The 16,984-nt window shown below is 35.4% G+C and carries 23 protein-coding genes and 1 tRNA gene; 20 read left to right on the plus strand and 4 right to left on the minus strand.

Going from position 1 to position 16,984, the window contains the following annotated elements; translation table 11 throughout:
• Window positions 1-222 carry a PspC domain-containing protein gene (locus GJJ64_RS16885; protein ID WP_039449321.1) on the plus strand — a complete coding sequence of 74 codons (222 nt, stop codon included), beginning with the start codon at window positions 1-3 and terminating at the stop codon, window positions 220-222.
• Here the strand turns inward: GJJ64_RS16885 and GJJ64_RS02335 are convergent.
• A complete protein-coding gene (locus tag GJJ64_RS02335) occupies window positions 219-869 on the minus strand; it encodes an ankyrin repeat domain-containing protein (RefSeq protein ID WP_154286151.1) in 651 nt (216 codons plus the stop codon). The genes GJJ64_RS16885 and GJJ64_RS02335 overlap by 4 nt on opposite strands.
• Before the next feature lie 163 nt (window positions 870-1,032).
• Between GJJ64_RS02335 and GJJ64_RS02340 the strand changes: the two genes are divergently transcribed.
• The 8 genes from GJJ64_RS02340 to GJJ64_RS02380 all read left to right on the plus strand — a co-directional run bounded on the left by GJJ64_RS02340 (window position 1,033) and on the right by GJJ64_RS02380 (window position 9,175).
• Complete coding sequence (locus GJJ64_RS02340) at window positions 1,033-3,630, plus strand: FtsK/SpoIIIE family DNA translocase (protein ID WP_154286152.1); 2,598 nt, start codon at window positions 1,033-1,035, stop codon at window positions 3,628-3,630.
• A gap of 15 nt (window positions 3,631-3,645) precedes the next feature.
• Entirely contained in the window at window positions 3,646-4,290 is a 645-nt protein-coding gene (locus GJJ64_RS02345) for a LolA family protein (RefSeq protein WP_229655433.1), read from the plus strand.
• 4 nt (window positions 4,291-4,294) lie between these two features.
• Entirely contained in the window at window positions 4,295-4,570 is a 276-nt protein-coding gene (locus GJJ64_RS02350) for a hypothetical protein (RefSeq protein ID WP_026902500.1), read from the plus strand.
• Window positions 4,567-5,328 carry an MBL fold metallo-hydrolase gene (locus GJJ64_RS02355; protein ID WP_154286154.1) on the plus strand — a complete coding sequence of 254 codons (762 nt, stop codon included), beginning with the start codon at window positions 4,567-4,569 and terminating at the stop codon, window positions 5,326-5,328. The genes GJJ64_RS02350 and GJJ64_RS02355 overlap by 4 nt, the downstream gene beginning before the upstream one ends.
• Before the next feature lie 117 nt (window positions 5,329-5,445).
• Window positions 5,446-5,528: transfer RNA gene (locus GJJ64_RS02360), tRNA-Leu, on the plus strand.
• A 267-nt stretch (window positions 5,529-5,795) separates the two neighbouring features.
• Window positions 5,796-6,083, plus strand: a complete 288-nt coding sequence (locus tag GJJ64_RS17055) for a GIY-YIG nuclease family protein (RefSeq protein WP_154286155.1) — start codon at window positions 5,796-5,798, stop codon at window positions 6,081-6,083.
• 99 nt (window positions 6,084-6,182) lie between these two features.
• Window positions 6,183-6,638: a DUF1801 domain-containing protein gene (locus GJJ64_RS02375; RefSeq protein WP_154286156.1), complete on the plus strand. Its 456-nt coding sequence runs from the start codon at window positions 6,183-6,185 to the stop codon at window positions 6,636-6,638.
• Between the two features lie 386 nt (window positions 6,639-7,024).
• Window positions 7,025-9,175: a fibronectin type III domain-containing protein gene (locus GJJ64_RS02380; RefSeq protein ID WP_154286157.1), complete on the plus strand. Its 2,151-nt coding sequence runs from the start codon at window positions 7,025-7,027 to the stop codon at window positions 9,173-9,175.
• A gap of 59 nt (window positions 9,176-9,234) precedes the next feature.
• Here GJJ64_RS02380 and GJJ64_RS02385 read toward each other — a convergent pair whose 3' ends face one another.
• On the minus strand, window positions 9,235-10,209 hold the full coding sequence (locus GJJ64_RS02385) for a GlxA family transcriptional regulator (RefSeq protein WP_154286158.1): 975 nt from the start codon (window positions 10,207-10,209) through the stop codon (window positions 9,235-9,237).
• Window positions 10,210-10,358: 149 nt separating this feature from the next.
• Here GJJ64_RS02385 and GJJ64_RS02390 point away from each other — a divergent pair, with 149 nt between their 5' ends.
• The 11 genes from GJJ64_RS02390 (at window position 10,359) to GJJ64_RS02440 (ending at window position 15,664) form a co-directional block, all read left to right on the plus strand.
• Window positions 10,359-10,772: an SRPBCC family protein gene (locus GJJ64_RS02390; RefSeq protein WP_154286159.1), complete on the plus strand. Its 414-nt coding sequence runs from the start codon at window positions 10,359-10,361 to the stop codon at window positions 10,770-10,772.
• 11 nt (window positions 10,773-10,783) lie between these two features.
• Entirely contained in the window at window positions 10,784-11,218 is a 435-nt protein-coding gene (locus GJJ64_RS02395; protein ID WP_154286160.1) for a VOC family protein, read from the plus strand.
• Window positions 11,211-11,645: an SRPBCC domain-containing protein gene (locus GJJ64_RS02400; protein WP_154286161.1), complete on the plus strand. Its 435-nt coding sequence runs from the start codon at window positions 11,211-11,213 to the stop codon at window positions 11,643-11,645. The genes GJJ64_RS02395 and GJJ64_RS02400 overlap by 8 nt, the downstream gene beginning before the upstream one ends.
• Window positions 11,638-12,057, plus strand: coding sequence for a VOC family protein (locus tag GJJ64_RS02405; protein WP_154286162.1), 420 nt, complete (start codon window positions 11,638-11,640; stop codon window positions 12,055-12,057). The genes GJJ64_RS02400 and GJJ64_RS02405 overlap by 8 nt, the downstream gene beginning before the upstream one ends.
• A 5-nt stretch (window positions 12,058-12,062) precedes the next feature.
• Window positions 12,063-12,437 (plus strand): DoxX family protein, encoded by a 375-nt coding sequence (locus GJJ64_RS02410; RefSeq protein WP_154286163.1) that lies wholly within the window; start codon window positions 12,063-12,065, stop codon window positions 12,435-12,437.
• Window positions 12,438-12,488: 51 nt separating this feature from the next.
• Window positions 12,489-12,938, plus strand: coding sequence for an NAD(+)--rifampin ADP-ribosyltransferase (arr, locus tag GJJ64_RS02415; protein ID WP_154286164.1), 450 nt, complete (start codon window positions 12,489-12,491; stop codon window positions 12,936-12,938).
• Between the two features lie 54 nt (window positions 12,939-12,992).
• Window positions 12,993-13,382 carry a DUF1398 domain-containing protein gene (locus tag GJJ64_RS02420; RefSeq protein WP_154286933.1) on the plus strand — a complete coding sequence of 130 codons (390 nt, stop codon included), beginning with the start codon at window positions 12,993-12,995 and terminating at the stop codon, window positions 13,380-13,382.
• Between the two features lie 9 nt (window positions 13,383-13,391).
• The gene (gene map, locus GJJ64_RS02425) at window positions 13,392-14,156 is read left to right on the plus strand and encodes a type I methionyl aminopeptidase (protein WP_154286165.1); all 765 of its coding nucleotides are present in this window, start codon (window positions 13,392-13,394) and stop codon (window positions 14,154-14,156) included.
• Between the two features lie 16 nt (window positions 14,157-14,172).
• Window positions 14,173-14,634, plus strand: a complete 462-nt coding sequence (locus GJJ64_RS02430) for an SRPBCC family protein (RefSeq protein WP_154286166.1) — start codon at window positions 14,173-14,175, stop codon at window positions 14,632-14,634.
• A gap of 44 nt (window positions 14,635-14,678) precedes the next feature.
• On the plus strand, window positions 14,679-15,110 hold the full coding sequence (locus GJJ64_RS02435) for a VOC family protein (protein WP_154286167.1): 432 nt from the start codon (window positions 14,679-14,681) through the stop codon (window positions 15,108-15,110).
• Between the two features lie 146 nt (window positions 15,111-15,256).
• Complete coding sequence (locus GJJ64_RS02440) at window positions 15,257-15,664, plus strand: cupin domain-containing protein (protein ID WP_154286168.1); 408 nt, start codon at window positions 15,257-15,259, stop codon at window positions 15,662-15,664.
• Between the two features lie 304 nt (window positions 15,665-15,968).
• On the opposite strand, the gene GJJ64_RS02445 is transcribed toward GJJ64_RS02440, so the two are convergent.
• Entirely contained in the window at window positions 15,969-16,352 is a 384-nt protein-coding gene (locus GJJ64_RS02445) for a hypothetical protein (protein WP_154286169.1), read from the minus strand.
• Window positions 16,353-16,414: 62 nt separating this feature from the next.
• Window positions 16,415-16,924, minus strand: coding sequence for a hypothetical protein (locus GJJ64_RS02450; protein WP_154286170.1), 510 nt, complete (start codon window positions 16,922-16,924; stop codon window positions 16,415-16,417).
• Between the last annotated feature and the right edge of the window lie 60 nt (window positions 16,925-16,984).

The following is a 16,984-nucleotide window of genomic DNA, read 5'->3' on the forward strand; positions in this document are numbered from 1 at the left end:
ATGTTTCAACGTATTATTACTTTTTTTGAAAGGCATTCTTTTGGGGTTTGTACCTATTTGGGTGAGCGATTCCATATTTCAATTGCCAAAATCAGACTGTTTTTTATTTACAGTTCATTTTTAGCTGTAGGTTTTCCTATCATCTTTTATTTTTTAGCGGCGTTTACTTTAGATATACGTGGCTATGTAAGAAAAATTAGGTTAAAATATTGGGATATTTAAATAGCTAATATTTCGGCTATTTCTAAAAAACCTTTATCTCGGGCAAGGTCGGCAGGTAATTTGCCGCCTTCCATTCTCACATCAACTAGAGCGCCTTTTTCTAAGAGCATAATGATAAGTTCAATATTGCCATTTTGTGCTGCAGAGTGTAATGGTGTAATGCCAGATTGTTGTACTACGTTTACCGCAGCTCCATTTTCTAGCAGCATACGACAAATGTTGGTGTAGTTGCCTGCCGCTGCAGAATGCAAAGGAAAAACTTTAAATGAATTATTAGCAGGTAAATTTACATCTGCACCTTTTAAAACTAAATAGCGGGCAATTTCCTCATTACCAAAATAACAAGCTAATCCTAAAGCTGTAAAACCGTCTTCAGAAAAGTTATTTATAACTTCTGGGTTTTGGAATATTTTGTGGGCTACGGTATCAAATTTATCGGCAGAACAAGCTTCAAAAAAGTTAATATCTTCAGAAAAATCAAGAAATAATTTAATGATGTTATCTTTTTTATAATAGCAAGCTAGCATGAGTGGAGATACGCCAAGGCTTGTTTTTTCTTTTAAAGCATGTGGATTTTGCTGTAAATACGCTTTAATTTCTTCTATGTTGCCTTTAACTATTAAATCTTCTAAGCTATAATGCTGCATGTTTCTGTCTAATAAAGAATAATATTAGTGCATAATTTTTTAACTTCCAACAATTAGTTTGAGATTTAAATTTAGATGATGATAAATTCTAAATAAAAAGCTGATAATTTTATAAAAGCTTTTGCTTTAAATTATATTTGTTCCTGAAGTAAAACTTGTAAGAATGCCCATTAGAGGAAATCAGTTTAAAACCAATACGTTTAGAGAGGAGAGGAAACCAGCTGCTGAGGCAGATGGAGGCTCGCCTTATAAGAAAGAGAAGAAGGAATATTTTCCGGCTATAAGTTTTAATAATGACCGTTTTGTAAAAATTGTTGGTCTGTTTTTACTCTTGCTAGCTGTGTATTTTGCCGTAGCTTTTAGTTCTTATTTATTTACTTGGGAAGAAGACCAAAGTTATGTAAGTGATGCTAACGGTGGTTGGGCAAATTTATTTAGAACTGTAGAAGAATTAGCTTCTAATGGGGTTTTAAACCCCGATATACAAAATTGGGCTGGTAAATTAGGGGCTTTATTAGCCAATCAATTTATCTATAAATGGTTTGGTATAGCATCGTTCTTATTCATCTTCATTTTTGTTGTCTTAGGATACAGACTATTATTTAAGGTAGTACTTTTTCCTATATCAAGAGTTTTTGGATATAGCTTCTTTTTATTGGTTTACAGTTCTTTATTTATTGCCTATTTTCATCATTTTATAGCAGAGTATCCTCACTTTTTAGAAGGTGAATTTGGTTTTTATCTCAATCAAATATTGGTTGCGCAAATAGGTTCTGCGGGTGTGGGCGGCTTATTGGCATTTGCAGGTTTAAGTACTTTGGTTATTGCTTATAATATTGATTTTAATTTACCAGAGAAAAAAGTTAAAGCTCATCAAGAACAAGAAATAGAAGAAAAGCAGGAAGAAGAAGGTGATATTTCAAACATCAGAATTGCAAAACCAGAAATTGAAGAAGAATATCCATCAGAGCCGGTGGAGTTTCCTTTAAATACAAAGAGACAACAACAAGAGGTTATCATCCCAACAAAAGCTCCTATAGAAATAGAAGAGTCCGAGGAAGATGTTGTAGTTCAGGAGTTTGAAGCCCCAGTAAATCAACTATTAAAAGAACAGCCGCTAAGAAATACGCCAAATCTGGATTTAGAAACCATCATCCCAACGGTAGAAGATACAGAGGAAGAAGTAGAGCTGATGGTAGAAAAAACGCCAGAGGAAGCTAAGGCAGAAGAATTGGTAGAACAATTTGGTGCTTTTGACCCTACTTTAGAGCTTTCTTCTTATAAAAACCCAATTTTAGATTTATTAGAGCAATACGGTAGTAATAAAATTTCTGTTGATGCAGAGGAGTTAGAATCAAATAAGAATAAAATTGTTGAGACCCTTAATAACTATAATATCGAGATAGAAAAAATTAAGGCTACTATTGGTCCAACGGTTACTTTATATGAAATAATCCCTGCACCGGGGGTACGTATCTCTAAAATTAAAAACCTAGAGGATGATATTGCATTAAGTTTAGCAGCTTTAGGTATCAGGATTATTGCACCAATGCCAGGAAAAGGAACTATTGGTATAGAGGTGCCTAACCAGCACCCAGAAATGGTTTCTATGCGTTCTATCATCGCTACAGAAAAATTCCAAAATACTACGATGGATTTACCTATTGCCTTGGGTAAAACCATCTCTAACGAAGTTTTTATTGCTGATTTAGCCAAAATGCCGCATATGCTGGTAGCTGGGGCAACTGGGCAAGGTAAATCTGTAGGTATTAATACCATATTAGTTTCTTTACTTTATAAAAAGCATCCATCACAACTAAAACTGGTATTGGTAGACCCTAAAAAGGTGGAGTTAAGCTTGTTCAGAAAAATAGAAAGACATTTCTTAGCTAAACTTCCTGGGGAAGAAGATTCTATTATTACCGATACTAAAAAAGTTATCCATACCTTAAATTCTTTGTGTGTAGAGATGGATCAGCGATATGATTTACTGAAAGATGCGGGGGTAAGAAATTTAAAAGAGTATAACGAGAAATTTATCAAGCGTAAGCTAAACCCAAACAATGGACACCGCTTTTTACCGTTTATTGTTTTGGTGATAGATGAGTTTGCAGATTTAATGATGACCGCAGGAAAAGAGGTAGAAACACCAATTGCCAGATTAGCACAATTAGCCAGAGCTATTGGTATACACTTGGTTTTAGCTACACAAAGGCCATCGGTAAACATCATTACAGGTACTATTAAAGCCAATTTTCCGGCTAGGTTAGCCTTTAGGGTTACCTCTAAAATAGACTCGAGAACCATTTTAGATTCTGGAGGTGCAGACCAATTGATAGGGAAAGGAGATATGTTATTATCTACCGGTAGCGATTTAATTCGTTTACAATGTGCTTTTGTTGATACGCCAGAGGTAGATAGGGTAACCGAGTTTATTGGTAACCAAAGAGGATACTCATCGGCTTATTTATTGCCAGAATATGTTGGAGATGATAGCGACCCTGGTAGTGTGAAAGATTTTGATCCATCAGACCGCGACCCTATGTTTGAAGATGCTGCTCGTTTAATTGTGATGCATCAACAAGGTTCTACGTCTTTAATCCAGCGTAAGCTTAAATTAGGATATAATAGAGCCGGTAGAATTATAGATCAGCTAGAAGCTGCAGGAGTAGTAGGGCCTTTTGAAGGAAGCAAAGCGAGAGAGGTTTTAATTCCTGATGAATATGCTTTGGAACAGTTCTTGGATAATATGAACAAATAAAATTTTATGTTGAAGATGAGGATAAGCCTGTTAATTGCTGTTTTATTATTTGTTTTTAAGGGTGCTTTTGCCCAGCCAGATGCAAAAGCAAAAGCTATTTTAGCCGATGTAAGTAAGAAATTTAGGAGTTATAATGTGGTGAAAGCAGATTTTACTTATTCTTATTTAAACAGGCAAAACAATACCCGTGATAACCAAAAGGGAACTTTATACATACAATCTAAAACCAATAAATTTAAAGCTATTTTGCCATCGCAAGAACTTATCTCTGATGGTAAAGTACAATGGACCTATCTGAAAGAGGATAAAGAAGTACAGGTTAGTGAGATTGATAATAGTCCTGATGCTCTAAACCCGGCACAAATTTTTACCATTTACGAAAAAGGATTTAAATATGTGTATACGGGTGATGTAAAGGCAGGTACTAAAACCTTGCATAATATAGAGCTTGCTCCGCTTAGCAACAGGTCTTTTTCTAAAATTAAATTACAAATAGATAAGCAAAGCAAACAGTTGTATTCTTTCTCTGTTTTTGATAAGAATGGTAATATATATGCTTATACCATCCAAACTTTTGTACCTAATGTAAAAGTATCGCCCAGCTTATTTACATTTGAAGCAGCAAAATATCCAGGCGTTGAAGTAGTTGATTTAAGATAGGTTTATGTCTTTAAGCATCACCCAGCATACATTAGAAAAATTAGAAAATCTTTTAAAAGATTTTGGCTACAAAGTAAGGTACGAGAAGGGTAATTTTAAAACCGGATTTTGTATCATAGAAACCAGTAAAATGGTAGTTGTAAATAAGTTCTCTAATTTAGAAAGCAAGATAAATGCTTTAGCAGAATTAATTAAAGGCTTAGAGTTAGAAGATAGCCATTTAAGTGATAAGCAGAAGCAATTTTATTATTCGTTAAAACAAACCAAACTACAGTTTTGAAAGTCACGTTTTTAGGCACAGGTACATCACAAGGAGTTCCGGTAATTGCTTGCGATTGCGCAGTTTGTACTTCTTTAAGTGCTTATGATAAACGTTTGCGTAGTAGCATTTTGGTAAGTTCTGATAAAACTACTTTAGTGATAGACTCTGGTCCGGATTTTAGATATCAAATGTTGCGTAACCAGATTCAGCACTTAGATGCGGTTGTTTTTACACACGAGCATAAAGACCATATTGCAGGTATGGATGACATTAGAGCTTTTAATTATAAGCAACAGGCTGCTATGGAGATTTATGCAACGGAACAAGTTCAGCATGCACTTAAACGCGAGTTTTATTATGTTTTTTCTGATTTTAAGTATCCTGGAATTCCGCTGGTAAACTTAAATACCATTCATGATGAGACTTTTATGGTGGGCGATATAGCACTTTTACCTATAGAGGTAATGCATTATAAGCTCCCTGTAAAAGGTTTCAGAATTAAGGATTTTACTTACATTACGGATGCAAAAACAGTTTCAGAAGAGGAGATAGCTAAGATTAGAGGAAGTAAGATATTGGTGATAAATGCTTTGCAGAAAGAAAGACATATCTCGCATTTTACTTTGGATGAGGCTATTGCTTTTGCCGAGTTGATTGGAGCTGAGGAAACTTACTTTACACATATCAGTCATAAATTAGGTTTACATGATGATGTAAGTTCATCATTACCTAAAGGTATCAAATTGGCTTACGATGGCTTAAGTATTAATATTTAAAGCTTGTCTGATTTTTAAATAAAAAATTATATTTGCAGCATATACCCAAGTGGCGAGTCCGGATAGCTATCGGCTCCTTAGCTATCGGGCTGGTAGCCGAGTAAAAAGTTATTAAATACCCAGGTGGCGAAATTGGTAGACGCACCATCTTGAGGGGGTGGCGCCTTACGGGCGTGGCAGTTCGAATCTGCTCCTGGGTACAATTGGCAGTTCGAGCCGATAGCTATCGGCTCTGCTCCTGGGTACAATTGGCAGTTCGAGCCGATAGCTATCGGCTCTGCTCCTGGGTACAATTGGCAGTTCGAGCCGATAGCTATCGGCTCTGCTCCTGGGTACAATTGGCAGTTCGAGTCGATAGCTATCGGCTCTGCTCCTGGGTACAATTGGCAGTTCAGCTAAATTATTACCGAGCCAGCGGCTTACAATCCATAATTATCATTTCTACTTTTGAAAAAAATATATAAAATATGGCTACTGTATATATTTTACATTCTAAAATCTTAAATCGTTTTTATATAGGTAGTTGTAAAGATTTATCTTTCCGATTAGAACAGCATTTAAACAAAGTTTTTGAAAATAGTTTTACGTCTAAAGTTAGGGATTGGACGCTTTTTTATCATATTGAAAATCTTGAATATAAGCAGGCTAGATTGATAGAGCAGCATATTAAACAGATGAAAAGTTCAGTTTATATAAGAAACTTGAAAAAATATCCTGATCTTAAGCTTAAACTAATAGACAAATACAAATATTAGGCACTTTTTAGGCTTGGCCCCTATGACTATAGGACCAATAATTATTGAGCCAACAACTATCATGTTTATTCTTGTATAAATATTTTAAGTAAGTTATTTATGACCCAAACAAAAATCAATCACCCAGACGAGTACATTGCTCAACTACCTTTAGAAAGACAAGAGGTGATGCAGAAATTAAGAACCACCATTCTGGGTAACTTACCAGAAGGATATACCGAGGAAATGAGCTACGGAATGATAGGTTTTGTTGTGCCACATTCGCTATACCCTAAAGGCTACCATTGCGACCCTAAATTGCCTTTGCCTTTCATAAGTTTGGCATCTCAAAAGAATTTTATAGCGCTATACCACATGGGTTTATATGCTGATGAAAATCTATTGCAATGGTTTAAAGAAGCTTACCCTCAACATAGTAAAGCTAAATTAGATATGGGGAAAAGTTGTATCAGATTTAAGAAAATTAATGAAATTCCTTTTGCTTTAATAGCTGAGCTTGTACAAAAAATGAGTGTGCAGGATTGGGTTAAAATTTATGAGTCTACCTACAAATAAAAAGATAGTTTTATGTTATTTATAAAAGAAAATAGCCTTTTGTATAGATAATTCAGCTTAATTTTTGCGCAATCGTTATCGTTTCTTTTTTATATGCAAAAATTTATTTTAAAGAATTTTATTTTTCATAAAAGCGCTATTTATTTCTTTAATTGTTGTTTTGAGAATGTGTAATTTGTATGTTTCACCATTACACATCTACAATAAGATTACCACGTCTTTCCTAACTCTCTTCAAATGAATATAATTGTATTGACCATTTGAAGGCATAAGTACTTTGTAAATCAGGTAATTATATAATAGTAAATATTATCTGTCTACCAAGTACCTCAAAACCTAAGAAATACAATTAACCAATTTATAAACAACTATTAATTTAAAATCTAATGAAAAAAAATCTACTCTCTTTTGGGTTTATGAAACTCATGCTATTTTGTTTTTTGATAACTTTTAGTGCTAAATCTTTTGCACAAATAGGAACTGGTTGGGGAACAGCGGTTTCTTTAGATCAACAAGTTCAATTAGAGAATTATTCGAATCCTTCTGGTGATAATACAGACTTTACTTGGCCAAGAACAAGTGCTTACATTGATGCTCAAGGTAATCCAGAAACATCAGATAATAGTGATGTTACCAGTAAGTATAATTACAATTCATCTACAGGTGTTAGTACTTTTACGCTTAAAAAGTATCCAGGTAATCGATCAGAGTTACGTGTGTTTGATGTTAACAGCAGTACTAGAAATTATACTAGTGGTACACGTCAGTTTGAAGGTTATATAACAGTTGGAGATAAAATGTTTGATAACGCTATTTTCCAATTATTTGGAGGGGAAGATAATGCGACAATGTTACAAATAAGATCTAACTCTTATGATATGGATGCAGCTGATTCTAAATTTAGGATTTTTTATGATCCTAATTGTTTCAATGTGGAAGGTAATAGAGATTTAGAATTTAATGTTGTAAATAGGAAAATTAAGTTGAATGTGATTCATATTCAACAAACCTCATCAACACCTGGAAAAGTTTATATCCTTATAGATGATGAATTAAAGTTTTCTTTCTCAGAGGAAATAACTACAGCAAATTACTTCAAATATGGTATTTATGGTAGGGAGAATGATCCTGAAACCAATGGAATTACAAATGCTGCTGTAGTTTGGGAGGATGTAAGAATTTGGAAAGGGGGAACATTTGATCCTAATGCTAGTTCTACACCGCCTGCAGCTCCTTCAAATTTAACAGCAACAGCTGTTTCTTCAAGTCAAATCAATCTAAGCTGGACAGATAACTCTAATAATGAAACTAAGTTTTATGTGCAGCAATCAAATGACGGCGGTACAACTTGGTTTGGTATTGGTAATCCAGCAGCTAATGCTACTTCTTTATCAGTTACCGCCTTAAATGCTAATACATCTTATTCTTTCAGAGTAAGGTCAGAAATTGATGCGAGTAGGAAATCTGCTTATAGCAATACGGCTACAGCCACTACTACTGGAGCTGTACCAAATGCGCCTTCAAACTTAACAGCAACTGCAGCTTCTGCAAGTTCAATAACTTTAAGTTGGCAAGATAACTCGTCTAACGAAACTAAGTTTTATGTACAGCGTTCTAGCGATAATGGCGCAACATGGGTTGGGTTAGGTAATCCAGCAGCTAATGCTACTTCATTTACCGCAACAGGTCTAAGTGCGAATACTCCATATTGGTTTAGAGTGAGGTCTGAGATAGATGCCAATTCTAAATCGCCTTATAGTAATACCGCAACAGCTACAACACAAATAGCATATTACCGTTTCAGATTAAAAGCTAATACTAATTTAGCTCTACAAAGTAATGATGCTACTATCACCACTAGTGAAAATGTTAACGTGGGAACTTATTCTTCTAGTAGTCAAACACAACAATTCCAAATTGTACCTACAGATAATGGTTTTGTAAGAATTATCCCTCGTTTAGAGAGTAGTTTCGCTCTTTCTTCTTTAGATGGTGCTGCAAATGATGGTGATAATGCAGAGTTAGATCCTTACGCTTCTTACAATCGTCAGCAATGGAAATTGGTTCCTATTGCAGGTAGTGATGCTCATAAAGTAGAATTACGATTAGCATCTGCGTACGCACTAGATTGTGCTGATGTTACACCTGTAAACGGCTCAAATGTTCAAATCTGGATTTACAACACTGCTAATACAAATTTACGCCAACAATGGGTGATAGAGCCTGCTAATGGTGGTGCTGCAATCATGGCAGCTAAAGAAAGTAGTAGGTTAAATTTATTGCAGGTAGAAGAAAGTCAAGCACAGCACTTAAGTCTTGCATTAAAGAATCAGGAGGTTGTTTTCTCTATTCCGCAAGATGGTTTTACTACAGTTAAAGTTTATAATATCAACGGTCAGTTATTAAATAGTCTGGTAGGTAAGTCTTTAACAAAAGGTGAGCACAAGATAAATTTCGACTCATCAAAATTAAAAGGTTTATATCTTATCAGATTGACTTCTGGTAATCACGTTAAAACAATTAAGGTATTGTTTTAATAGCATAAACTTCATTTTATAAGCCAGTATTATGAATAATACTGGCTTATTTTTTTATATCAATTAAAAATCTTATTATACTTATTCCTATACGCGATAGGCGTTAAGCCAGTTATTTTTTTGAAGATGGTTCTAAAGGCTTTAGTATCGGTATAACCAATATCATACATCACTTCATGAATATTTTTACGGCTCGATTCAAAACTGCGTTTAGCATACTCCATTTTTACCCTATTGATATAGGCAAGTACCGAGTTATTGGTAGCCATTTTAAACCTCCTCTCGAAACTTCTTCTACCTAATTTTACCAAATCTGCAAGTTCATCAATGGTTATTTTTTCTTGGATATGGAGGTCTATAAAATCTTGTGCTTGTTTAATAGCTTCATCCTGATGGTTTTTTTGTCCTTGAAACATGGCAAAAGCAGCCTGACTTTCCCTGTCAATATCAACGGCGAAATATTTTGAAGCTAAAATAGCGGTTGGTCTATCCGTATATTTTTCTACCAAGTGTAATAGTAAGTTCCAATAAGAATTAGCGCCACCGCTAGAGTATATGCCATTTTCTTCGGTAATGATACTACCATCAACCACTTCAACATCAGGAAACATCATCCTAAATTCATTTTGAAAACCCCAATGAGTAGAACATTTTTTACCAGCCAATAAGCCAGTAGAAGCCAGTAAAAAAGCCCCCACACATAGCGAAGCTACTTCTGCACCTTCTTGATATTGTTGTTTTATCCAAGGTAAAAGTTCTTCATTTTTAGCAATTGCGGTTTTCATATCTCCAAATAAAGCGGGTATCACCACCAAATCTGTTTTTGCTACATCTTCTAAAAGTTTTGATGTATTTACAGAAAATAAGCCACCATTAAGTTTTACTTCCTTTTTTAAACCTACCAGCTGAACTTCAAATAAAGGGCTTTTGCCCGCAGCCATCATAAACTGGTTCACGGCCGAAAATAAATATTGAGGGTCTGCTATGGCTTGTAAAACAGAGCTTTCTGGTACTAAGATGCTAACACGTTTCATATTAGAGGATTAAATGCTTTTTCTAAGATAAAATTATTTGTCGTAAATAGCCCTTTATTTGACATTTATACAGGTTTCCTTTTTTAAAGGAAGTACCCATATTTGTATCGTAACAACATCAAAATATAAACCTATTAAAGCTTAAGAAAATGGAAAAAGCAAAAATTACAGTTCAAGCAAATGTTAACGCCCCACTAGAAAAAGTATGGGATTATTATACCCAACCTAAGCATATCGTTAATTGGAATTTTGCCGATACTAGCTGGCATTGCCCCGCTGCAGAGAATGATATGCAGGTAGGAGGTACCTACAAAGCCCGTATGGAAGCCAAAGATGGCAGTAATGGTTTTGATTTTGAGGCTGTTTATACAGAAATTGTAGAAAAAGAGAGCTTTACTTATACCTTTTGGGATAGAACAGCTACTGTTACTTTTCAGAATTTAGGCGCTCAAACCTTAGTTACTGTAATTTTTGACCCTGAAGATGAAAACCCTATTGATATGCAACAAGCGGGTTGGCAAATGATTCTAAACAATTTTAAATCTTATACAGAAGCTTCTTAAACCTTAAAAATATGAATAACCTCATTTACCCTTGCTTATGGTTTAACCATGAAGCCAAAGCAGCAGCAACTTTTTACAGTGCTATATTCCCCAACTTTAAAATTTTAGATGAAAATGAATTAGTTGTGGTTTGGGAGCTAAATGGTACAAGATTTATGGGCTTAAATGGTGGTCCGCAATTTAAGTTTAGCGAGGCAGTTTCTTTTGTTATAGAGTGTGCTACACAAGAAGAAATAGACCATTACTGGGATAAGCTTACTGCCGATGGTGGCTCAGAAAGTATGTGTGGATGGTGTAAAGATAAATATGGCGTTTCTTGGCAGGTAGTACCTCAAGTATTAGGAACATTAATGTCTGACCCTAATAAAAGAGATAGAGTAGTGGCCGCATTTATGCAAATGAAAAAATTCGATATACAAACCTTAATTCAGGCAGCAAATGGTTAGCAATAAGTTTGAAATAGAAATTAATGCCTCAGCAGCACAAGTTTGGCAGGCATTAACCAATACCACTGTGTTAGACAAGTGGATGAAAAATGTTAAAGTAGAAACAGCTTGGAAAGCTGGTGCTGCCATTACCTATACCTGTTACGACGAAAACGGAGATGTATTTGTCTGGAATGGGCAAAAAATGGTTTGGGATGGTATCATCAAAGTATTTGAAGAAAATAAAGAATTTACCTGTTCTTATCCTGATAAAAGTACAGGACTGGTAGAAGAAAGCTATATTTTAGAAACCTTATCAGCTCATAAAACTAAATTGCTTCAATTACAAGTTTTTGAGCAGCAAGAAGTGGCTGATGCTTACCAAGAGGGCACTTTAGAAATGCTTAACTTACTAAAAGCTTATGTAGAAGCTCATCATCATGTTTAAAATTTCTGCTTATTTAAGTTTTAGAGGTAATTGCCGCGAGGCCATGTTGTTTTATCAGCATTGTTTGGGGGGCAGGCTCAGCTTTCAAACCGTAGGAGAATCTCCTATGGCAGCACAGCTACCTCAAAACATTAAGGATTTTATTTTACATGCCATGCTCATTACCGATAATTTTGCGCTCATGGCTAGTGATATCAGTCCAGAAAGCGGACTTTTAAATGGTAATGCGCTTTCGCTGATGCTGGATTGCCATCAGGAAGAAGCTATATATACCGCATTTTACCAATTATCAAAAGGAGGCATCATTAAACAAGCCCTTCAAGAAACCCACTGGGGTGCATTATTTGGCGAACTAACCGATAAATATGGCCATCATTGGATTTTAAACTTTAATAAGAACCAACAACTATAAACATCATGAAAAAAGAAAAAATTATTTATTGGGTAGCCACCAGCATCATCGCCTTATTTGAAGGTGTTATGCCTGCACTTACCTCACAAACAGAACTTGCTAGAGAAGGTATCAGGCATTTAGGTTATCCAGCCTATTTTGGAAATGCTTTAGTAGTCTTTAAGATAGTAGGCGTTTTAATCCTTATCATCCCTCAAATCCCTAAAAGAATAAAAGAATGGGCCTATGCCGGTTTTACTTTCAACTTTATTTTTGCGGCCATTAGCCACGGTTTTGTTGATGGTATCAACTTTCAAACCTTCTTCCCATTTATCATTTTAGGTATTTTAATGCTTTCTTATGTTTATTACCATAAGCTGCAAACAAGACAGGAATTTTAGGGATATTAGCCATATCTTTGACATGTAGACTATTAAAAACATCAACCTAAAATGCAACAAACACCTCAGCAACTTTTATTAAATGGTGCAGCCAAACCTTTTGCACAAACTTATTTTCACGGTACCAAAGCAAACCTTCAACTAGGTGAATATATAGCCGTTGGTTTTAATTCTAATTATGGACAGCAAAAAAATGCACAATACATTTTTCTATCTGCAACTTTAGATGCTGCAATTTGGGGTGCAGAACTAGCTTTGGGAGAAGGCAGAGAAAGAATTTATTTGGTAGAGCCTACCGGCGAACTAGAAAATGATCCGGATTTAACAGATAAAAAGTTTCCCGGAAACCCTACGCAGTCTTATCGTTCTAAACAACCATTTAGAGTAGTAGGAGAGGTAACGTTATGGCAAAGACATCCCGATGAGCAAATTGAAGCTATGAAAGCAGCTTTGGCCAAGCTTAAAGCCGAGGGAGTCAATTCTTTAAATGATGCTGAATAATCATCCTAAATAAGTTTTAATATTTAAATTGTAACCTCATTTAAGATGCAAAATATGTTTACAGTAGAACAGATTCAAACAGCACATGCTAAGGTAAAATCTGGAGCTGATTTTCCGGCTTACATTAAAGAAATCAAAGCATTAGGCGTTACACATTATGAAGCTTATGTAGCAGATGGGCATATAGACTACCATGGCAGAAATGATTATACTGTAAAAGTGCCGGCCAAATATGAAGCAATGCTTATCAACCATGATTTAAAAGAGGAAGGGTTTAAAGCTCAACTGTTGGCGCATCAACAAGGAAAAACAGATTATCTTACCTTTATACGCATGTGTGCTGATACAGGTATTGAACATTGGAAAATCAATATCAGTAACATGACTTGTAGCTATTATAATCTAGCAGGAGAAGAAGTATTAACAGAACATATACCACAATAATAAACATCAATGTCAATCACCAACGAAACAGAGCTATTAGGCATGAAAAAGGTTAGTGAAGCTGTTGCCTTCACTTTAAAGGAAATGTGTAAATATGCTCAACCCGGCATGACTACCAAAGAACTAGACGACTTTGGAGGGAAAATACTGGCCGACTTTGGGGCCTTTTCTGCACCTTTTAAAACCTATCAGTTCCCAGGGTATACTTGCATCAGCGTTAACCAAGAATTTTGTCATGGTATCCCTTCTGAACAAAGAAAACTAAAAGAGGGTGATTTAATTAATATTGATGTTTCTGCAGAACTCAATGGCTTTTGGTCTGATAATGGGAACTCCTTTGTTTTAGGAGAAGATATTTATCAGCATCAAACCCTTATCAATGCCTCTAAACAGATATTGCATAAAGCTATACACAACATCAAGGGCGGTGTTCGTATTTCAGATATAGGGTATTTGATAGAAACAGAAGCCAAGAAAAGAGGTTATCAAGTCATTAAAAATTTAACAGGCCATGGTGTAGGACGAAGCCTTCATGAAGAACCAAGCGAGATTGCCAATTACAGAGACCGTTTCAACCTTACAAGATTTAGAAAAAATACTGTTGTGGCTATAGAGACTTTTATTGCAACAAAGTCAACCTATGCAGAAACGCTTTCAGACGGTTGGACTATGGTTGGTAATAAAGGAGGATTTATGGCTCAACATGAGCATACCATTGTCGTAACTGATGGAAAGCCTATCATACTCACAGAAATGAACGAGATTTGGAATTAAAACTCATAGTAAAAAAATGGCAGCAGAAATTTTCTATACCACACCAGCCCAAGAGATTGTAAGCACCAGAGTTTTTAATACCACACAGCAAAACCTTTTTCAAGCTTGGGCCAATCCTAAGTACCTTAAAAACTGGTGGGGTCCTAAAGGTTTTACCAACACTTTTAATGAGTTTGATTTTCGAGAGGGAGGTAAATGGAGTTTTATCATGCATGGTCCAGATAAGGGAAATTATGCTAACGAGTGCGAGTTCATCAAAATCATAGAACCCTCTTTAATAGCATGGAAAAGACATTCTAAACCGCTCTTTCAGGTAGTAGCTAGCTTTGAAGAAATAAGCCATCAGCAAACTAAACTCGTATTTAAAATGATTTTTGATACAGCCGAGGAATGTGAAAAATTAAAACCTTTTGTGGTAGATAAGAACGAGGAAAACTTTGATAAGCTAGAAGCGGTCCTGTTAAGTATGAAGGTTTAGGTAAAGAGCCGAAATCTGGAAAATCACTAACTAAAAATAAAATCATGGCACAAATCAATCCTTATATCAATTTCAATGGCAATGCCGAGGAGGCTTTTCACTTTTACAAATCAGTATTTGGCGGCGAATTTTTAAGAGTTATGCGCCTTAAAGACCTTTCTAGCCCAGAATTTCCAGTGGCAGAACAGGATGCAAATAAAATTCTACATATTGCCCTGCCTATTGGAACTAACATTTTAATGGGTAATGATGTTCCTGAAAGTTTAGGTCCGGTAAACGAAAACGAAAATAGGAGTAAAATAGCTATCAGCGCAGAAAGCAAAGAGGAAGCAGATAAACTCTTTAACGGACTTTCTGCAGGCGGACAGATAGAAATGCCTATCGCTGATAGCCCATGGGGTTCTTATTTTGGTATGTTTAGAGATAAATATGGTATCGAGTGGATGGTAGATTATGATCCAAATTTTAAAGGATAAGGGCAGGGGCTAAGGCTGTTTATTTTGTGTTTTAGCCTTACATCTTAATCATCTCTATAAGAGGTTAAAAGGTATAATTTCCACCAAATTATCTTGGATGTTACAGCTATAAACAAAAATGTTTTTAATCAGAAACGAGCTAAATTATGATACATAAACAAAATAAAGCAGATACATTATTTCTTAAAGCAGGAGAAGGTAGGGAGTATAATTGCGGTAATATGAAAGCTGTTTTTAAGGCAGATGAAAATGAAACTGCCAATCAATACAGTATTTCAGAGTGGTGGCTTGCACCACAAACGCCGGGGCCAGGTGCCCATCAACATGAAGACCATGACGAAGTGTTTTATGGAATTGAAGGGGTAACCTCTATATTGGTAGGCAATAATTGGTTATCCTTAGAAAAAGGTGATTTCTTAAGGATACCAGCAAAAACGATACACGACTTTGAAAATAGAACAAACGAAAAAGCCGGAGTACTTAACTTTTTTATTCCAGGTGGTTTCGAGAAAAATATGCCAGCCATAGTAAAGTGGTTTGAAGAAAATGGCTAAACATAGATAATCTTAAGGATAGCCCACTTTGTCATAGCAGACCACGCTTTATCATCGCGAACGCAGTGAAGCGATCCCTTCATACAAAGTATAAAATAGAAGCCACGTACCTCGCTTGACAAACAAACCATCACTTTGTCATAGCAGACCACGATTTTGTCATCGCGAACGCAGTGAAGCGATCTCTTCATATAAGGTTAGCCCTGTATGTTGGATACTTTGATATCGCAATTTGCGATATCAAAAATTTCCATTCCTCATTTATTACCTAAATTCAATGCCTAGTCGTAATTATAAGTTACATTTAGAAAACAACAACTGGAGCAGTTTCAGAGAAAGCTCCTGATGAATTTGCTGTAACATCTATAGGTGTGCCTACTAATTGATTTCCTCTTTTAACAGTTAGGGTAACTTTTTGTCCGGCTACACCGCCGTTTCCTACTAATGCTATAGCGGCAGATGTTACATTACTAGTGTAAGTAATTTCTTTTCTCCATGGTAATGAGGTAATTTGCTCATTGGTAGTACCACCAGTTGCCGTAGTATAGGCAGCAAAGAAGGTTCCGGTAAAATTTCCGCTTATTTCATAAGTAAGCGTTCTTGAACTATTGTTGCTATTATTTTCTTCTTTTTTACAAGAAAGCAAAACACAAGAAAGGGCAATGCATAATAAGATGATGTTTTTCATGATAATGTTTTTTTAATTTTAAGATAATGGTATTTGTTTTTTTAATGAGAGATGTAAGGTTGTTAGTTCAATTTAAATGCTACTCCAATTCTTGCATTGGTACTACCAATAGCGCCTAGTTCTGCAAATAAACCTATATGCTTATTGATGTAGTATCTTCCTCCAATATAAACGCCTAAAAATAATCCGCTTCCATAGTCGTCTCCTAAATTTAGGTCTTCGTCCTTCCATGAAAAGCTCCTGTAACCTAAAGTTGGGCCTCCGTAAAGGTCTATTTTATCATTTTCTATATGCAGTAGCTTATTAACATGGTAAGAAGCTCTTAAACCAACATAAATAGCCGTAAATTTTACAGAAGCATAATCTGCTGATAAATAATCTGCTTGTGCTCCTAAGCTTATATTTTCTGTAATACCTTTTTCAAATGATGCTCCTAAAGGTATTCCACCATCGTAATAAGAATTAACGCCAATACCTATGTTTAACAATTTATCGCCTTTGGAATACGCTCCATTTTGTGCAAATGAAGAAATGGTAAGGATACTTAAAATAAATGTGCTTAAGATTTTCATGTTTTTCTGTTAAAGTTTGTGATTATATGTTCTTATCAAATACAATCACAAAATTACAGC

It is taken from the genome of Pedobacter puniceum, assembly GCF_009674685.1.
GTDB classification, from domain to species: domain Bacteria; phylum Bacteroidota; class Bacteroidia; order Sphingobacteriales; family Sphingobacteriaceae; genus Pseudopedobacter; species Pseudopedobacter puniceum.